General features: G+C 63.8%; 19 protein-coding genes and 1 riboswitch. Of the genes, 7 read left to right on the forward strand and 12 right to left on the reverse strand.

Going from position 1 to position 16,999, the window contains the following annotated elements; all coding sequences use genetic code 11:
- Nucleotides 1-13 precede the first annotated feature (13 nt).
- The 6 genes from ABIE53_RS08745 to arsH all read right to left on the reverse strand — a co-directional run bounded on the left by ABIE53_RS08745 (nucleotide 14) and on the right by arsH (nucleotide 5,889).
- The gene (locus ABIE53_RS08745) at nucleotides 14-1,441 is read right to left on the reverse strand and encodes an MdtA/MuxA family multidrug efflux RND transporter periplasmic adaptor subunit (RefSeq protein ID WP_107708396.1); all 1,428 of its coding nucleotides are present in this window, start codon (nucleotides 1,439-1,441) and stop codon (nucleotides 14-16) included.
- Nucleotides 1,442-1,870: 429 nt separating this feature from the next.
- On the reverse strand, nucleotides 1,871-2,707 hold the full coding sequence (locus tag ABIE53_RS08750) for an IclR family transcriptional regulator (protein ID WP_192698896.1): 837 nt from the start codon (nucleotides 2,705-2,707) through the stop codon (nucleotides 1,871-1,873).
- A gap of 464 nt (nucleotides 2,708-3,171) precedes the next feature.
- Nucleotides 3,172-4,245, reverse strand: a complete 1,074-nt coding sequence (gene arsB / locus ABIE53_RS08755) for an ACR3 family arsenite efflux transporter (protein WP_053857902.1) — start codon at nucleotides 4,243-4,245, stop codon at nucleotides 3,172-3,174.
- Between the two features lie 2 nt (nucleotides 4,246-4,247).
- Nucleotides 4,248-4,763 (reverse strand): arsenate reductase ArsC, encoded by a 516-nt coding sequence (locus ABIE53_RS08760; RefSeq protein ID WP_107708390.1) that lies wholly within the window; start codon nucleotides 4,761-4,763, stop codon nucleotides 4,248-4,250.
- Nucleotides 4,764-4,827: 64 nt separating this feature from the next.
- A complete protein-coding gene (locus ABIE53_RS08765; RefSeq protein WP_006052955.1) occupies nucleotides 4,828-5,178 on the reverse strand; it encodes an ArsR/SmtB family transcription factor in 351 nt (116 codons plus the stop codon).
- Nucleotides 5,179-5,187: 9 nt separating this feature from the next.
- Nucleotides 5,188-5,889: an arsenical resistance protein ArsH gene (gene arsH / locus ABIE53_RS08770; protein WP_232292400.1), complete on the reverse strand. Its 702-nt coding sequence runs from the start codon at nucleotides 5,887-5,889 to the stop codon at nucleotides 5,188-5,190.
- A gap of 304 nt (nucleotides 5,890-6,193) precedes the next feature.
- Here arsH and ABIE53_RS08775 point away from each other — a divergent pair, with 304 nt between their 5' ends.
- Together ABIE53_RS08775 and arsN2 are read left to right on the forward strand one after the other, a co-directional pair.
- Nucleotides 6,194-7,456, forward strand: a complete 1,263-nt coding sequence (locus ABIE53_RS08775) for an MFS transporter (protein ID WP_181324918.1) — start codon at nucleotides 6,194-6,196, stop codon at nucleotides 7,454-7,456.
- A 44-nt stretch (nucleotides 7,457-7,500) separates the two neighbouring features.
- The gene (arsN2, locus tag ABIE53_RS08780) at nucleotides 7,501-7,929 is read left to right on the forward strand and encodes an arsenic resistance N-acetyltransferase ArsN2 (protein ID WP_244230980.1); all 429 of its coding nucleotides are present in this window, start codon (nucleotides 7,501-7,503) and stop codon (nucleotides 7,927-7,929) included.
- Nucleotides 7,930-7,993: 64 nt separating this feature from the next.
- On the opposite strand, the gene ABIE53_RS08785 is transcribed toward arsN2, so the two are convergent.
- On the reverse strand, nucleotides 7,994-8,446 hold the full coding sequence (locus ABIE53_RS08785; protein ID WP_006052951.1) for a DUF3597 domain-containing protein: 453 nt from the start codon (nucleotides 8,444-8,446) through the stop codon (nucleotides 7,994-7,996).
- Between the two features lie 235 nt (nucleotides 8,447-8,681).
- Here ABIE53_RS08785 and ABIE53_RS08790 point away from each other — a divergent pair, with 235 nt between their 5' ends.
- On the forward strand, nucleotides 8,682-8,960 hold the full coding sequence (locus ABIE53_RS08790) for an ElaB/YgaM/YqjD family protein (RefSeq protein WP_029969205.1): 279 nt from the start codon (nucleotides 8,682-8,684) through the stop codon (nucleotides 8,958-8,960).
- Between the two features lie 123 nt (nucleotides 8,961-9,083).
- Here the strand turns inward: ABIE53_RS08790 and ABIE53_RS08795 are convergent, their stop codons facing one another.
- The 3 genes from ABIE53_RS08795 to ABIE53_RS08805 form a co-directional block, all read right to left on the reverse strand.
- A complete protein-coding gene (locus ABIE53_RS08795; RefSeq protein WP_006052949.1) occupies nucleotides 9,084-9,557 on the reverse strand; it encodes a PRC-barrel domain-containing protein in 474 nt (157 codons plus the stop codon).
- A gap of 76 nt (nucleotides 9,558-9,633) precedes the next feature.
- Nucleotides 9,634-10,014 carry a fluoride efflux transporter CrcB gene (gene crcB, locus ABIE53_RS08800; RefSeq protein WP_006052948.1) on the reverse strand — a complete coding sequence of 127 codons (381 nt, stop codon included), beginning with the start codon at nucleotides 10,012-10,014 and terminating at the stop codon, nucleotides 9,634-9,636.
- Between the two features lie 75 nt (nucleotides 10,015-10,089).
- A riboswitch (Fluoride riboswitch) is annotated at nucleotides 10,090-10,195 on the reverse strand.
- Nucleotides 10,196-10,284: 89 nt separating this feature from the next.
- Entirely contained in the window at nucleotides 10,285-11,487 is a 1,203-nt protein-coding gene (locus tag ABIE53_RS08805) for an ammonium transporter (RefSeq protein ID WP_107708387.1), read from the reverse strand.
- Between the two features lie 418 nt (nucleotides 11,488-11,905).
- Between ABIE53_RS08805 and ABIE53_RS08810 the strand changes: the two genes are divergently transcribed.
- Entirely contained in the window at nucleotides 11,906-13,606 is a 1,701-nt protein-coding gene (locus tag ABIE53_RS08810) for a sensor histidine kinase (RefSeq protein WP_029969211.1), read from the forward strand.
- A 172-nt stretch (nucleotides 13,607-13,778) separates the two neighbouring features.
- Here the strand turns inward: ABIE53_RS08810 and ABIE53_RS08815 are convergent, their stop codons facing one another.
- Both ABIE53_RS08815 and ABIE53_RS08820 read right to left on the reverse strand, forming a co-directional pair.
- Nucleotides 13,779-14,105, reverse strand: coding sequence for a hypothetical protein (locus ABIE53_RS08815; protein WP_006052945.1), 327 nt, complete (start codon nucleotides 14,103-14,105; stop codon nucleotides 13,779-13,781).
- A gap of 117 nt (nucleotides 14,106-14,222) precedes the next feature.
- On the reverse strand, nucleotides 14,223-14,804 hold the full coding sequence (locus ABIE53_RS08820; RefSeq protein ID WP_029969212.1) for a DJ-1/PfpI family protein: 582 nt from the start codon (nucleotides 14,802-14,804) through the stop codon (nucleotides 14,223-14,225).
- A gap of 209 nt (nucleotides 14,805-15,013) precedes the next feature.
- On the opposite strand from ABIE53_RS08820, the gene ABIE53_RS08825 reads away from it, so the two are divergent.
- The 3 genes from ABIE53_RS08825 (at nucleotide 15,014) to ABIE53_RS08835 (ending at nucleotide 16,880) form a co-directional block, all read left to right on the forward strand.
- Complete coding sequence (locus tag ABIE53_RS08825; RefSeq protein WP_107708386.1) at nucleotides 15,014-15,490, forward strand: BCAL1086 family glycoprotein; 477 nt, start codon at nucleotides 15,014-15,016, stop codon at nucleotides 15,488-15,490.
- Nucleotides 15,491-15,613: 123 nt separating this feature from the next.
- Nucleotides 15,614-16,069, forward strand: a complete 456-nt coding sequence (locus ABIE53_RS08830; RefSeq protein ID WP_006052942.1) for an Rrf2 family transcriptional regulator — start codon at nucleotides 15,614-15,616, stop codon at nucleotides 16,067-16,069.
- A gap of 163 nt (nucleotides 16,070-16,232) precedes the next feature.
- Nucleotides 16,233-16,880 carry an NAD(P)-dependent oxidoreductase gene (locus tag ABIE53_RS08835; protein ID WP_107708385.1) on the forward strand — a complete coding sequence of 216 codons (648 nt, stop codon included), beginning with the start codon at nucleotides 16,233-16,235 and terminating at the stop codon, nucleotides 16,878-16,880.
- The last annotated feature ends 119 nt before the right edge of the window (nucleotides 16,881-16,999 follow it).

Below are 16,999 nucleotides of genomic sequence, written 5' to 3' on the forward strand. Positions count from 1 at the left end.
AAGTGCCGTGCCTTTATTGCGACGCTTGCGACGCGTGCCTGCCGTGATGCGCGCGCGCGCCGGAGGCGCCCGAAGCGGCCGAAGCAGCCCACGCGCCCGATGCGCCCGACGCGCCACGCGCGCCCGAAGCGCCGCGCGGCTTGTCGGCCGGAATGGTGATCTTCGCGCCTTCCTTCAGGCGGTCCGAACCGTCGATCACGACGCGCTCGCCGACCTGCAAGCCCGACTTGATGCTGGTGCGCTCGCCGTCGACGGGCCCGATTTTCACCGGCCGCACGGTGACCGTGTTGTCGGCTTTCACGACATACACGAACTGGCCCATCGAGCCGTTGAGCACCGCCGAGGTCGGCACGATCACCGCGTCCTTGATCGTATTGACGAGCAGGCGTGTGTTGACGAACTGATTCGGGAACAGCAGGTTGCTGCTGTTCTGAAAGAGCGCGCGCAGCTTCACCGTCCCGGTGGTGGTGTCGATCTGGTTGTCGAGCGTCTCGAGCGCGCCGCCTTCGAGCGACTTCGTGTTGCTGCGGTCGTACGCGGTGACAGACAGCTTGGCGCCGGTTTGCGTCTGCTCGAGAATCTGCTGGAGGTTGTCTTCCGACGTGGTGAAGATCACGCTGATGGGCTGCAACTGCGTAATCACGACGATGCCGTTGGTCAGGCTCGGCGTCACGTAGTTGCCCGGATCGACCTGGCGCAAGCCGACGCGCCCCGACACCGGCGCGGTAATGCGCGCATACACGAGGTCGAGCTTGAAGGTGTCGACGTTGGCCTTGTCCGACTTCACGGTGCCTTCGTACTGACGCACGAGCGACGCCTGCGTATCGACCTGCTGGCTCGCAATCGAATCTTGCGCGAGCAGCGTCTGATAGCGCTTCAGGTCCAGACGCGCGGTTTGCAGCAGCGCTTCGTCGCGGGCGAGCGTGCCTTGGGCATTGTCGAGCGAGATCTGATAAGGGCGCGGGTCGATCTGCGCGAGCAGGTCGCCCTTCTTGACCATCTGGCCTTCCTTGAAGTAGACGTCCTGCAGGATGCCGCTCAACTGCGGCAGAACGGTCACGCTCGCGAGCGGCGTGACGGTGCCGAGCGCGGTCAGCACGACCGGCATTTCGCCTTGCGTCGCCGTCGCGACATGAACCGGCTGCGGCATGTTGGCCATGCCGCCGGGACCGCCGCGGCCGGCCCGGCCGCTATGCGTGCCGCTCGCGCCCGGCGCCGACGCGCCGTCCGGCGAGCCCCACGGATGCCAGCGCCACAGCACGAAGCCGAGGATCAGCAGCGCGAGGACAATCAGCGCGATATTGCGGCCGCGATGGCTCTTGACGACGCCAGGCGGTGTGTCCCGCTTGTCCGTCGGACGGCCTGGAGCGCCGCCGGGGGACTTCGGGGAAGCCGGAGCGGCGGGGCGTGAAGTTTCCGAATGCTGTTGTTGTTCGTCCATCGGTTCGGTCAGTGACTGGCTTGGAAGTGAGGCGTACGCGCGATTGTGCCGCATCGCGGCCTGGCGCTTGTTGGGCGATTGCCGGGCGCGTGCCTGACGCTCACACTTGCGGATCGCATGACAGGCGGTCTCGACAGCGGACCGGCCGCGCAGATTCACCGCGATGCTACCGGAGATGCAAGCGAAGAGGCTTGCGCCGCGCGCCTAAGGTGAAGGCCGCGCATGCCGGGCTCCGGCAGGCTGTATCAGGCGCCTCGCGCCGCACTGCGCGGGCGCCCCGCGACAGGAATGCATGATCCTACGTCCCGCGCTCTGTAACAGTCCACCCGTGTATTTTTCTTTTGATTACGCCGGTTACAGGATGGAGACAGTGTCGGTGACGGGATCGCAGCGGTCCGGTTGAAGCGGGCGGCTGGCGGCGCGGCGCTTTCAGTTGTCGAGGCGGCGCCCTGGCGTGCCGCCGATTTCCAGCACGATGCGCGCGACGCAATCGAGCAGATCGGGCCCCGCGCGGCTGATGAGCCAATCGCGCGGGCACTGGTCGGCCGAGCCGCCGCAGTTGACGGCGTAGCGCTCGCCCGACGGCCCGGTGAACCCGAGCGCGATGGCGTTCAGGCCGTCGTACCACTCGCCGGTCGCGACGGCAAAACCGCGCTCGATGGTTTCCTGCAGCGCCGTTTCGAGCGGGCCGCCGACGTGGCCCCAGTCGTCGCCTTCGGCGGCCTGCAGGCCGGTCAGCAGTTTCGCGCGATCCGGCTCGTCGAGCGCGGCGAGATACGCGCGGCCGATCGCGGTGCGGCTCAGGCTCATGCGCGCGCCGACTTCGAGGCGCGACACGAGCACGGCCGAGCGCGGCCGGATCACGTCGATCACCACCATGTCGAGACGGTCGCGCACCGCGAGATGCACGGAGAGCCGCGTGCGCTCGGCGAGTTCGATCAGAAAGGGCCGGGCGCGCGCGCGAATGTCGAAGTTGCGCAAGAAGCCGTTGCTCAGTTCAAGCACCGACGACGTCAGCACGAAGCGTTCGCTGTCGGGCAGCCGGAACAGGAAGCCGGTGCCGACGAGCGTCGCCGTGATTCGCGACACCGTGGGTTTGGGAATGCCCGTGATTTCGGTCAGCTCGCGATTGCTGAGCGGCGCGTCCGCCGCGGCAACGGAGCGCAGCACCGTCAGGCCGCGCGCCAGCGCGGTGACCTCGTCGCCGGAGCCGTCTTTGTCCTTGTCGGTCTCGGCGGCGGAGCGGGATCGCGTTCGTGGATTCATGTAAATTGTGGAACGATATTTCAGATTACCAGCGCCGGGACGGACAGCGGAGCGCGCGGGTTTGGCACGCCGCAATGCGCCGCCGTGAGCGCCTTGTCACAGATTTCTTCGTATTATTCATTGTATCGGAATTTTTTTCCGCGGCGCGCGGCGGCTGTTTAGATTTTGCTTGACTTAGTCAGCATAACCATAAAAAATGGAACCTCATTTCGAAAGAAAGTAGCAGGGTTGGCGGTTTCTTGCCGCGAGCGTTGGCTTTCCACCGTGCCAATGCGGTGAGTTGGCTCCCGGTCTGCCGCGGCAATCAAATGCTTTGCACCGCGTAGTTCGCGTGACCGCCCGGTCGCCTGGTTCTCTTCGAAATACCGTCTCTCAGGTTCTAGCACGGCCCTCGGAATGGCTAGAACTTTTCAAGGCGCTACGGAAACGTGGCGCCTTTTTTTTGTGCGCGCGGCTGAGCTCGCTCAGGACTCTCGTTGATACCAGCGCCGCGACGAGTTGACGACTTTCACGACTGCGAGCATCACCGGCACTTCGATGAGCACGCCAACCACAGTGGCTAGCGCCGCCCCGGACTTCAGGCCAAAGAGACTGATTGCCGTTGCCACAGCCAGCTCGAAGAAATTCGACGCGCCGATGAGACACGACGGCGCGGCGACTTCATGCGACACGCCCAGTTGCCGATTCGCCAGGTAGGCGAGCGAAGCGTTCACCACAACCTGAATCAGGATCGGCACTGCAAGCAGAAGGATCACAACCGGCTGCGCGATGATCTGCTCGCCCTGGAAGGCAAACAGCAACACGAGCGTCAGCAAAAGCGCCGCGATGGAGAACGGTCCGATCTTCGTCAGCGCGCGTTGGAACGCCGCCTCGCCCTGGCGCAAAAGCGCCCTGCGGACAAGCTGCGCGATGATGACCGGCACGACGATGTAGAGCACCACCGAAGTCAGCAACGTATCCCACGGTACGGCGATGTTCGAGATGCCCAGCAACAGGCCAACCACGGGCGCGAACGCGAACACCATGATCAGGTCGTTCAGCGCGACCTGCGACAACGTGAAGTACGGGTCGCCCTTCGTTAATTGACTCCAGACGAAGACCATCGCGGTGCAAGGTGCTGCGGCCAGCAAAATCAGCCCGGCGACGTAGCTGTCCAACTGGTCGGCGGGCAAGAGCGACGCAAACGCGTGCCGCACGAAGACCCACGCGAGGAAGGCCATCGTGAACGGCTTCACCGCCCAGTTGATGACCAGCGTCACGCCGATGCCCCTGAGTTGAGTCCGCACCTTGCCGAGCGACGCGAAGTCGATGCGTAACAGCATCGGAATAATCATTACCCAGATCAGAATGCCGACGGGGATGTTGACGTGGGCCAATTCGAGCATCGACACGGTGTGGACTGCGCCGGGCAACAGCTTGCCAAGCACGATGCCAACCACGATACAGAGCGCGACCCACAGCGACAAATAGCGCTCGAAAAATCCGATGCCGCCTGGCGCGCGCCGCGCGGCTTTCGCGACGGTTTGACTGCCCGCCATCGTTACTCTCCCTTCTCACGCAGCGACGTGCCGATACTTTGCATCTGCTGCTGGATGGCGAGACCGTCGAGCTTTTCGAGCGGGAGATTCGTGAAAAGCTCTATGCGCTTTTTCATCTGCACGAAGGCTTGCAGGAATGCCTCGCGCTTGTCGTCGTCCGAACCTTTTGCCTTCGATGGGTCCGCGACGCCCCAATGTGCTTTCGCAGGATGGCCCGGCCAGATCGGGCAGACTTCACCGGCTGCATCGTCGCAGACTGTGAAGATGAAGTCCATTTGCGGCGCGCCGTCTTTAGCGAATTCGTCCCAGCTCTTGCTGCGCAGCCGGTCCGTTTCGATACCTTGCGATTTGAGCAAGGCGATTGCGTAGGGGTTCGGCGCCGTTCCCGGATGACTGCCCGCGCTGTACCCGACAAAGCGGTCACCGGCGAGCTGATTAAGCGCAGCCTCGGCAAGGATGGAACGCGCCGAGTTGTGGGTGCAAAGGAACAAGACGTTGTACTTTCGGTTTTCTGTCACACATTTCTCCTGACGACGTCTCGCCGCGATTGAGTTTTAAATCGACATCTGCAGAAGCGCTTCACTAAGGCTTCCTCCACGCCTGGGTCTCATTGATCGCGCAGTCGCATTGCTCTGCCTGATCCGCGGCGCAACAGTTCTCCATCAGGAAGTCCATGAGCGTCAGCATGTGGTCATAACTGGCGCTGTAAATGATGAACCGCCCCTGACTTTTTCCCTCGATAAGCCCCGCGTGCGCAAGCTCCTTCAGATGGAACGACAGCGTCGGCGCGGGCAGTCCCATTTGTTCGGCGATGGCGCCCGGACTCATGCCCGAGGGGCCCGCCGTAACCAGAAGGCGGAAGACGGCGAGGCGAGTCTCATGCGCGAGCGCTGCCAGCGCCTTGACTGCGAGCTTCGAATCGAACGTTGCCATGACGTACCTTTATTGGTTGCTCGTCTGTGCTTCTTTCCGCGAATGGTCGGTAATTGCCTGCGATGTTGGGTCGGTCACCAAGTCGGTCGCCGGGTCGAGCAGACGGTCTTCCTTCACGCGTTCGCTGTACCGGTCGACGAGATAATCGGCGCGGCCGCGAAGCAGCAGCGTGAACTTCACGAGTTCTTCCATGACGTCGACGAGGCGGTCGTAATACGAGGACGGTTTCATTCGCCCGTTCTCTTCGAACTCTTCAAACGCCTTGGCTACCGACGACTGATTGGGAATGGTGAACATGCGCATCCATCGTCCGAGCTGCCGCAGTTGATTGACGGAGTTGAACGACTGCGAACCGCCACTGACCTGCATGACGGCAAGCGTGCGCCCCTGTGTCGGGCGGATGCCGCCGCTGACGAGCGGCAGATGATCGATCTGCGTCTTTATCAAACCGGTGATCGTGCCGTGGCGCTCGGGGCTGCACCACACGTGTCCTTCGGACCACAGCGACAACTCGAGCAACTCTTTTACTTTCGGATGGTTCTTCACGTCGACGTCGTCTGCATGCGGCAGACCGCGCGGATCGAAAATCCGCGTTTCAGCGCCGAACGTCTGCAGCAGGCGGGCGGCTTCCTCGACTAGCAGCCGCGAATACGAGCGTTCACGCAGCGAACCGTAGAGCAGCAAAATCCTCACGGGCGGTTGCCCATTCATGCCGAGGCGCGCTGCGATATCGGTGTCGAAAAAATCTGTCCTGGCGGCCGGAAAGCTGTGGTCGTCTTTCGTTGCATCAACGGTCATCTGATTACCTTGCTATTTGATCTTTGCAATTGCACACGGATGTTTGGCGAGTCAACGCGGGCATTGCGGCGGATGACGAGCAATACATCACTGTTGGTGCTTTGCATTCTATGACGTTTCCGGTATTCTGGAAATGTCAAAGTAACGACCACGGCGTGAAAAGAAAGGCTGCACTCCGGACCTTTAATCCACGAAGCCAAATGAAAGGCCAAAAAAATTGAGCACGACGTCGAATCCGGACGAGAGCGCAAGAGCCGACACAGAAACAACGGACAGTCGCGACAGACTGGTGACGTGGGCACTAGCCGTCGCTCAACTCGTATCGTGGGGCTCCGTCTACTATTCCTTTTCGCTGCTGGTCGTGCCAATGGAGCAGGCCATGGGCTGGAGCCGGACGGCGATGAACGCGGCGCTTTCCGTGGGCTTACTCGTTTCGGGCGTCGCGGCCTATCCGATCGGCCGCTGGATCGACCACGGATTTGGCCGCCGCGTCATGGCCCTCGGCTCGATCATCGCCGCGGCGATGCTGCTGCTGTGGGCCGATGCGCAATCGTTGACGGTGCTCTTCGTCGTGTGGATTGGCCTGGGCGTTTCGATGGCCGCCACGTTTTATGACCCGGTGTTCGCGGTCGTGACGCACCGTTATCCGCGAAGCTTCCGCACCAAGATCACGCTCATTACATTGGTCGCCGGATTCGCGAGCACGGTCTTTATTCCGTTGACGCAGTTCCTCGTTGGCGCCGTCGGCTGGCGCACGTCGCTTGTTGTCCTCGCCGCATTGAATGTGTTTATATGCCTTCCTGTTCACGTGGCGGCAATCCGTTCATCGAGGCTTGACGCCGAAGCACGGCCGACCAGCGCCGAAGTGAAACAGACGAACGATGCCGCTACGCAACGCGCGCTTCGTTCGCCCGTTTTCTGGGCGCTCGCCGTCTGCTTCACCGCCTACTACGCGACGTTCGCCGCGCTCACATTTCATCTCGTGCCGCTCATGGTCGAGCGCGGCATATCGAACGCAGTGCTCGTGACAACCATGGCGCTCATCGGACCGGCGCAGGTCGCCGCTCGAGCAATCTGGTTCATGTTCGGTCGAGGGGTGCATATCAGCACGGTGGGTATCGTCATCGTGACGTTGTTCCCGGTCTCGACGCTTATCCTGATCGGCGCGGGTCATTCGGCCGCGCTGCTATGGCTCTTCGCGCTGTGCTACGGCGCTGCGAATGGGATGATGACGATCCTTCGCGGCACCATTGTTCAGGACCTGATGTGGACCGAAGGCTACGGCGCGGTCAGTGGCATGCTTTCGTTTCCGTCCAACGTTGCGAAGGGCGTAGCACCGATTGCCGCTGCCAGCATATGGAGCTTTACGCACGGTTACGTGGCCGTCGAGTGGACAGTGTTTCTCGTCTCGATACTGTCGGCAATTGCTTTCTTTGCGGCTATCCGGTTTAGCCGACACGCGACAGTCCGAGCCGCCTGACTTCGCTTCAGGGATCGTCACAGGGGACAACATCGACTATGAAGATGCGCGCTGCACAAAGCGAAGACCTTGAGGCCATCAAGGCATTGCTCGCAGAAAACGAACTCCCGGTCGCCGATGTGAATGCAGCCATGCTCGCGGACTTCCTCGTCGCGGAAGACGAGGGTGGGAGGATTGTCGGCAGCGTTGGGCTCGAGCGGTTGGGAGTCGATGCGTTGCTACGCTCGCTGGCAGTCGCGCGGACCGCTCGTCACGCGCGATTGGGCACCATGCTGGTCGCTCATGCAGAGTCGATGGCGCGAGCGTCGGACATATCCGACTTGTGGCTGCTTACGACGACCGCGGCCGGGTTCTTCAGGCGCATGGGCTACGTGGATGTCGACAGAAGCAAAGTGGCCGCGGAAGTGAAGTCCACCACGCAGTTCGCGCAACTGTGTCCGGCGACTGCCGCTTGCATGAGGAAGACGTTGTAGCAATCGGTCGCGCGAAAAGCCGCGGGTGACCGCGGCGTTGCACACCAACTATCGCGCCGGCCTATCAGCTCTTCAGATCGTCCGGCACCTTGCCGCCGTTCTCCGCGAGCTTCTGCATGACCTGCTTGTGCAGCCACATGTTCATCGCGGCCGAGTCTTCCGTGCTGCCGGTGTAGTGCAGTTCCGACGCGAGCTCCTTACGCGCGGCAAGGCTGCTGTCGAGACCGAGCAGTTTCAGCAGATCGACAATCGATGTGCGCCAGTTCAACTTTTCGCCGCTGCTTTCCTGCATTTTCGCGAGCACCGCTTCGACGTCGACGGTCGGCATCGGCGTGACAGGCGGTTGCGAATTGCCGGCGGCCGTGGTGGATGGCGTGGCCGGCGTGCCCGCCGGAGCGCTCGCGCTGCCGGGTGCCGCAGTGGGCGAGGCCGCCGCGCCGGCCGCTGCGCCGGAGCCGGTGTTGGCCGGATGATCGTGCGGGAAAATCTTGTTGAGAATGCTTGAAAAAATGCTCATGTGTCGCTCCTCGTTCGTACCGGCCAATGCGGCCGGCCTTCACGGAGCGCAATGGCTGTGCCTGTGCGGCCGGCTTCGGCATAGATGCCGTCGTCTGCTGGGGCGCAGTCACTGATCAGACATTTGCGTGCGCAGTAAAAAAGCATCGCCATCCTAACTAATAACGATAAGCCGCACGCGAGGCACAAGGTTTGCTGAACGTTGTCCACTCAACGCAAAGAGAGGGAGGTTGAAAATGGCCGAGTCTTATCAATCCACCAGTTCCGGTTCCGCCGATGCGTCGCGCGACGACAGCCTCGCGGGACGACCCAACGGCAGCGACGAATTGCGTGCCCGCAGCACGATGAAACTCTCGGAATTGAAGGACAAACTTGCTGACGCGCAGGACGTGGTCAAAACGAAATATCGCGTCGTGTCCGAATCGACCGATGATTTCGTTCACGACAGTCCGTGGAAAGCGGTGACGATGGCGCTGATCGGCGGGCTCATCATCGGCATGCTGGCTGCGCGCTAACTCACGCGCGTTGCGCCATGTGAAGAGGGATCGTGCGTTGCTTGCGCGCGATCCATGCCACCGCATTGCGACGCGGTGGCATGGTCAGTCAGACGCGCGCTCCTTCGCGAGCGTCATCCTGCATTAGTGTTCGCTTGGCCGGATGGCCGGGTCGTCCTCGACGACGCCGCGTGTCGCGGACCAATACGGTTCCCGGTTGTAGTAGCTGTACGTCGATTCGCCCCAGGCACGGTCGGCCATCGACGGCCAGTGGTCCTTGTCGAAACCCGGGTCGTCCTTCAGGCGCTGTGCGGTGATGTCGACGAAGAAGCACTTCTGGTCGGTGTCGAGCGTCAGCGCACTCCACGGAATGGCGTGCAGGTTCGCGCCCATCCCGAGAAAACCGCCTTCCGACAGCACCGCGTAGGCGATGCGTCCGTTGCGCACGTCGAGCATGATGTCGGAGATCTTGCCGACATGTTCACCATCCGACGACATCACCTTCGTTCCGTCCAGCGTGGCAGCCGCCATGACTTCCGGCCCCGGACCTTCGCCGATGCCGCCGCCGACAATCTTCGCTCCGCCTCGAGTGGCGCCTTGCGGGTTGATTGAGCCCATCTTTCACCTCCTTAACGAAAAGGGTGCGTCCGAAGGTGCGCAAGCGATGTGCCCGCCCGGCGGCAAAACCGCTCTCTCAACGCGATAAAAGCGCGACCGTGGCGATGCCGAGAACCGTCATGCAAAGCGATGCGCCGACGTGGATCGCGACTTCGCCCGCGGCCCAGCCGAGGCGGCCGTCCTGCAGATGCTGCACGACTTCGGCGGAGAAGGTCGAGAAGGTGGAGAGTCCGCCCATCATCCCGGTGATCACGAAGAGCCGCCATTCCGGCGCGATCTGCGGCGCGCGCGCAAAGCCGGCGACGGCCACGCCGATCACGTAGCCGGCGATCACATTGGCGGCAAAGGTGCCGAGCGGCAGCGACGGAAATAGCGCATTCAGACGCAGGCCGAGAAACCAGCGAAACAGCGAACCGAGCGCACCGCCGATAGCGACGGCCAAGATGGACCAGTACATGAGTGGACTTTGCTGAAACCGGAGTCGACAAGCCGGGCTGAGCGGGAAGACGCGATGCCGCCTCCGCATGGGTCCGGGGAAGCAGGCATCATCAGCACGAGGCGGTTAATGGATTGGCGCGAGCGTGTGCGTTGAAGCGCACGCCGGACACCCATTGGAGAATGCCATCTCCAGCGCGCAAGTCTAACATTCGGCGGCTCTATGGGGACAGGTCGGACCAGGCCGCGGCTTGCCCACGAGCATTGGCTTGCGCCCACGCGAGCCGCTGCGTCAGCCGAGGCTTTCGCGCTCCGGCGTCGCGGAAATCTTGTGGATCGACAGGTCGGCTCCGTTGTATTCGTCCTCCTGGTCGAGCCGCAGGCCCACCGTCAGGCGAATCGCGCCGTACACGAGCGTGCCGCCGAGCGTCGCCACGACAATCCCGCCGAGCGTGCCGAGCACCTGCGCGCCGAACGACACGCCGCCCATTCCGCCGAGCGCCCGCAAGCCGAAGATGCCCGCCGCGACGCCGCCCCACGCGCCGCACAGACCGTGCAGCGGCCACACGCCGAGCACGTCGTCGATGCGCCAGCGGTTTTGCACGCACGTGAACATATAGACGAACAGCACGCCGGCGATGCCGCCCGTGACGAGTGCGCCGAGCGGATGCATCAGGTCCGAGCCGGCGCATACGGCGACCAGCCCGGCGAGCGGCCCGTTGTACGTGAAGCCCGGATCGTTGCGGCCCGCGAGCCAGGCGGTCAGCGTGCCGCCGACCATCGCCATCAGCGAATTGACGGCGACGAGTCCGCTGATCTTGTCGACGGTCTGCGCGCTCATCACGTTAAAGCCGAACCAGCCGACGGCCAGCACCCACGCGCCGAGCGCCAGAAACGGAATATTCGACGGCGGATGCGCGGCAATCCCGCCGTCGCGGTGATAGCGGCCGTGGCGCGCGCCGAGCAGCAGCACGGCCGGCAACGCGACCCAGCCGCCGAACGCGTGCACGACGACCGAACCGGCGAAGTCGTGGAACGGCACGCCGAACATCTGCGCGATCCACGCCTGCACGCCGAAGCGCTCGTTCCACGCGATGCCTTCGAAGAACGGATAGACGAAGCCGACCAGCACGAAGGTCGCGAAAAGCTGCGGATTGAACTTCGAGCGCTCGGCGATGCCGCCCGAGACGATCGCGGGAATCGCGGCGGCGAACGTCAGCAGGAAAAAGAAGCGCACGAGCGCGTAGCCGTTGTGCGCGGCGAGCGTCCCGGCGTTGTCGAAGAACTGCACGCCGTACGCGATCGTGTAGCCGATAAAGAAATAGGCGATCGTGGAGACCGAGAAGTCCACCAGAATCTTGACCAGTGCGTTGACCTGGTTCTTCTTGCGCACGGTGCCGAGCTCGAGAAAGGCGAATCCCGCGTGCATCGCCAGCACCATGGCGGCCCCGAGCAAAAGAAAGAGCGTATCGGTGCCGGTTTTCAAGCTAGCCATCGGTTGTTTCCGCTTATGCCAAAAAGTCGGGCATTGGATGCAAGAAGCGGGCCAAAAAGGTGCTTGTCCGGCGAACGCAGTGCAAACGGGCACCGGATTGGGATTGTCGCCTGCGACGGCGAGCCCCGAGTCGCGCAGTCTGCACCTTCAATGCACGCGTCCAAGCACAAAAGATGTGCGGAAACGTCCCGTTTTGGTTCCTATGATCCATTACGGGTCCAAAGTTTTCGTCCGGCTTACGGGCGCGGCGTCGAGCCTGAAGGTGTGCGAGCACATCGGTGCAGCCCGACCTGCAGCCTGCATCGACACGCCTGCCGCCAAAGTTTGGGCGCTAGCCCGACCCTTTGTTTCCGCAGCAAACGCCGACATAATGTCCCGTCCCGTACACGACTGGCGGCCCACCTTCCAATGCGCTCGCATGCGACTTACCACTAAAGGCCTGCTGCTGATCGCGATTCCGGCGGTCTTCGAACTGGCGCTTCTGTCAGGACTGGTCAAGGCGCAGTCCGACGCGGCCGACGCCGAGCGCTGGGCCGTCCACGGTCAGGAAGTGCTGCGCCAGACCACGTCGATTCTCGATCCGGTACTCGGCGAGTCTGTCGCGCTGCGCGGCGCGGTGCTTGCCGGCGACAACCACTTTGTGACACCGCTCTCCGTCTGGGTCGATGTCGACCGGCGGATCGATCAGCTCGCGGAACTCGTCTCGGACAACCCGGCCGAGGTCGAACGCGTCGTCCAGGTACGCCAGGCGGTGCAGGCCTATCGGCAATGGTCCGACCGCATGCAGGACATGCTGCGCTCGGGGCGCGGCAACGACATCGTCGAGCGCTTCGGCGATCTTGCGCAGACCGACGTGCTCGACCGCTTTCGCCAGCAGGTGGCCGCCTTCCAGGCGGAAGAGCGGCGTCTCGACAGCCAGCGCGCCAATGCCGCCGACGCCGCGCGCGAGCGGCAACAGGCGCTGGTCGGCGCGGCGGTGTTCGGCTCTCTGCTGTTTGTGGCGCTGGCCGTGTGGCTTTTCACGCGCGGCTTGCGTGGCCGGCTTGCGGTCCTGTCGGACAACGCCGGGCGCCTTGCCGGCAACGAGCCGCTCGCGCCGATCGGGCCGGGCCACGACGAAATCGCGCAACTCGACCTGACCTTGCACGAGACCAGCCGGCGTCTTCTCGAAGCCGAGCGCATCCAGGCGCGCTTTCAGGCGGACCTTGCGCGCCGCGCGGACGAGCTTGCGCGCATCAACGAGACGCTGCGGCAGCAGACGCAGGAAAACGAGATGTTCATCTACAGCGTGTCGCATGATCTGCGTGTGCCGCTCGTCAATCTGCAGGGCTTTTCGAAGGAACTGATCCGCGCGTGCGACGAACTGCGCGCGGCCCTGAGCGATTCGTCGATCGACGCGCAGATGCGGCAACGCATCGAGCGCGTGGTCGACGAGGACATCGGCGAAGCGCTGCATTATCTGCAGACGGCGGTGCTGCGCGCGTCGCACATCATCGACGCGTTGTTGCGGCTGTCGCGCATCGGCCGCGTCGAATACCGGCATCAGAAAGTCGAGGTGCGCGATATCGTGCCGCGCGTGATCGACGCGATGCAGGGCTCGATCCGCGCGCGGCGGGCACAGGTGCAGGTGAGCGACTTGCCGGCCGTGTGGGGCGATCCGACCGCGCTCGAGCAGGTGTTCGCGAATCTGATCGGCAATGCGGTGAATTATCTGGACCCGTCGCGCGAAGGCCGGATCGAAATCGGCACGACGCCCGCGCCGCCGGGCGTTCAGTCGCTGCGGATCTTTTACGTGCGCGACAACGGCCTGGGCATTCCGGCGATCGCGCTGCCGCGGCTATTCAACGCGTTTCAGCGCTTGCACGGCACGGCGGCCGCGGGCGAGGGGATTGGGCTCGCGCTGGTGCGGCGCGTCGTCGAGCGGCACGGCGGGCGGGTCTGGGCGGAGTCGGCCGAAGGCGTGGGCACGACGTTCTATCTGTCGCTGCCCGAAGCGGGGGCCCGGCCGGCGGCGGGGCGAGCGCGTGAAGGCGGTGAAGGGCGCGGCGGGCGACCGCTATCCGTGGCGGCCAACGATCAGGCGATGGACAAGCCGGGGAATCTGCGGATGGGCCCGTAAGGGCTGACGTGGGTTGCAGTCGAGCGGGTGATGCGGGAGCACCCGCGACGGCCTGCGGACGGCGCAGGCGCGAGCGAATCGAAAATCAGGAAGGTTGCGTGAAGCGGAAACCGAGGTGATGGCTCGGAACCGATCAGGATGGTGGGCCAGCGTGACCGCAGGCTACATCAGCTCAGCAAGAAGCAAACAAACGGCGCGACTTCAGCAGTTGCCGGCCGCGAACCGACCAGTAGCACGCGCAGGCAAGCAGAACGGCGACCACGACGAGCACCTGGTAGAGCGTGGGGCGCAGGCCGAGCAGGCCGTCGAGCGCGAACACGCAGCGCGCCAGAATCAACAAAGCCGCCCAGACCGAGCAGGCTGCCAGCACCAGCATTCGCGTGCCGGCGAGGCGCCGCGCGCGGTTTTCACGAGCCCAGCCGGCCGGCGTGCGCGCGCAGCGAAAAGCAATCGCGATCAACGCGACGGCGAGAATGACGATCCAGTCGGTAAGTTCCATCGAAAAGCGCTCCACAAGTCAGCCCGTGACTATAGGAAGGCCCTCCGGCGCGAACCATAGGACGACTCTCAAATGCCGCGCGCGACCGCCGTGGCCGCCCGCGGCATTTGAGCCGGCTCAAAGCTCGATACGCGTGCCGAGCAGAACGAGGAATTGACGCAGCCATTCGGGATGCGCGGGCCACGCGGGCGCCGTCACGAAGTTGCCGTCGGTGATCGCGGCGTCGACGGGAATGTCGGCGTACTCGCCGCCGGCCAGCTTCACCTCGGGCGCGCAGGCCGGATACGCGGAGATGCGCTTGCCGCGGATCACGTCCGCGGCCGCGAGCAACTGCGCGGCGTGACAGATCGCGGCGATCGGTTTGCCGGCTTCGGCGAACTGCCGCACGATGTCGATGACTTTCGGATTGAGCCGCAGATACTCGGGCGCGCGCCCGCCGGCAATCGCGAGCGCATCGTACTGACGCGGATCGGCGTCTTCGAACGATGCGTTCAGCGCGAACAGATGCCCCGGCTTTTCGGTGTAGGTCTGATCGCCCTCGAAATCATGAATCGCGGTCTTGATCCGGTCGCCGGCCTTCTTGTCCGGGCACACCGCGTCGACCACGTGTCCGACTGCCTGCAGCGCCTGAAACGGCACCATCGTTTCGTAATCCTCGGCGAAATCGCCGGTGAGAAACAGAATCTTCTTTGCCGCCATCGTATGCCTCCAGTGGGTCAAGTGAACACAGCAATGCTCGATTGCGTTGGCCAGTCTACCGCACAAGCTTTGACAGAACCGCGACGGCCGCCGCCCGCCGTGCGCGTCGATTTATCGCGCATGAAGCCGTTGTCCGGCAGGCGGCGGCAACAGCGTATGATGAGCGCGTTTTCGTCAGAGAGGCCGCTTCGCGCGGTTCACATACACACATGAATTCATCCATCCGTTCGCCGTTGCTGCGCCGTGCCGCCGTGGTCCTGTTCGTATTCGCCGGTCTCGCGGCCTGCCAGAAGAACGATGCGTCGGCGGGGCAGGTTGCCGGCAAGCTCAACGACGCCGCGCAGGCCGCGTCGCAGAAGCTCGATCAGGCCGCGAGCTACGTCGGCCAGAAGGTCGACGAAACCAAATCCGCGGCGCAGCAGAACATTCAATCGGCTTCGGCGCCGACGGTCACGATCGATCCGAATGCGCTCGCGTCGAGCGCTCAGGCCAATCTGCAGAACGCCGCCAGCGCGGCGCAGGCGCAGCTCGGCAAAGCCGCGTCGCTGACCGGCGAGAGCCTGGAAAACGCGGGGCGCAAACTGCAGCAGTGGTCGGCGCAAAGCTCGGCTTCGTCGACGAGCGCAGCGGCTTCGTCGTCCGGTTCGGGCTACGGCGGCGATGCGCAAAAGCAGATGGACAAGTGAGATGCGCGTGAGCCGATTCCATCGCGCGCGTTCGTGCGTTCGGCCGGGAAGAGCGGACGGGTTTGACAGTGCCGATAAATGTAATTACTATGGTTACACATTGTCGTCGCAGGGCGGGTTGTTGTGAACACCAGTAGCCGGTTTGCATTTGCGGTGCATGTGCTCGCGCTGTTGTCTTTGCAGGAGGGCACGCCGCTTTCGTCGGAGATGATCGCGGGCAGCGTGAATACGAATCCCGCGCTGATCCGGCGGCTTTTGACCATGCTGGCCGAAGCCGGCCTCACGACCTCGCAGCTCGGCGCGGGCGGCGGCGCGCTGCTCGCCCGCGCGCCCGAGCAGATTTCGCTGCTCGACGTGTACCGCGCAGTCGACGACGCGCAGCTCTTCGCGCTTCATCGCGAGGAGCCGAATCCGGCGTGCATGGTGGGGCGCAACATCCAGGTCGTGCTGCGCGGAATCATCGACGAAGCGCAGCAGGCGATGGAGGCGTCGCTCGCGCAGCGCACGTTGGCCGACGCGACGGCGGACTTGCTGCGCGCGGAGCGAGCGCGCGAACGCAAGCGGCGGCCGCATGGATGACGCGGGTGCTTGGCGCAGAAACCGCGTTCGCCGATGATTGCTAATGCGCATGCAATGAGCGCGCAATAAGCGCGGAATGACAGACGGGGGCCGAGGCCCCTCTTTTTTGCGGCATATATGTAATCATCTTGGTTACATATAAACAAATGACAGGAGCATTGAAATGAGCAGGCAGTTGAAGATCGCATTGTTCGGCGCGACCGGCATGATCGGTTCGCGAATTGCGGCCGAAGCGGCGCGTCGCGGGCATCAGGTCACGGCGCTTGCGCGCAATCCCGCGCGCGTTCCGGCCGACGTGCCCAATCTCAAAGCGGCGCAGGCCGATCTGCTCGACGCGGCGAGCGTGGGCGCAGCGGTGCGCGGTCACGATGTGGTGGCGAGCGCATATGCGCCGCCGCAAGGCGACGTCGGCGTGCTGGACAAGGCGACTCGCGCGCTGGTCGAAGGTGTGCGCGCGGCGGGCGTGAAGCGGCTCGTGGTGGTGGGCGGCGCGGGCTCGCTCGAAGTCGCGCCCGGCAAACAGCTCGTCGATAGCGAAGGTTTCCCGGATGCCTACAAGGCCGTCGCGCTCGCGCATCGCGATGCGCTCGGCTACTACCGCAGCGTCGCCGATCTCGACTGGACGTTCTTTTCGCCGGCCGCGATCATCGCGCCGGGTGAGCGCACGGGTACGTTCCGCACCGGCACGAACTCGCTGATCGCCGACGCCGAAGGCAACAGCCGCATTTCCGCCGAGGATTACGCGATCGCGTTCGTCGACGAACTCGAGCAGAGCCGTTTCATCCGTCAGCTCGCGACGGTCGCTTATTGAAGGCGCCGCGTGCTTGCGCGGCGTGCGTGCCGCGCGGCGTGGGTGGCATGGTGCCGCGGCTCGTCACCCTCCGCGGCGCGCTGCACGCATGAAATCATGCAAGCGTCCTAACAATCCGT

The sequence above is a fragment of the Paraburkholderia sp. OAS925 genome, assembly GCF_040543975.1.
GTDB classification, from domain to species: domain Bacteria; phylum Pseudomonadota; class Gammaproteobacteria; order Burkholderiales; family Burkholderiaceae; genus Paraburkholderia; species Paraburkholderia graminis.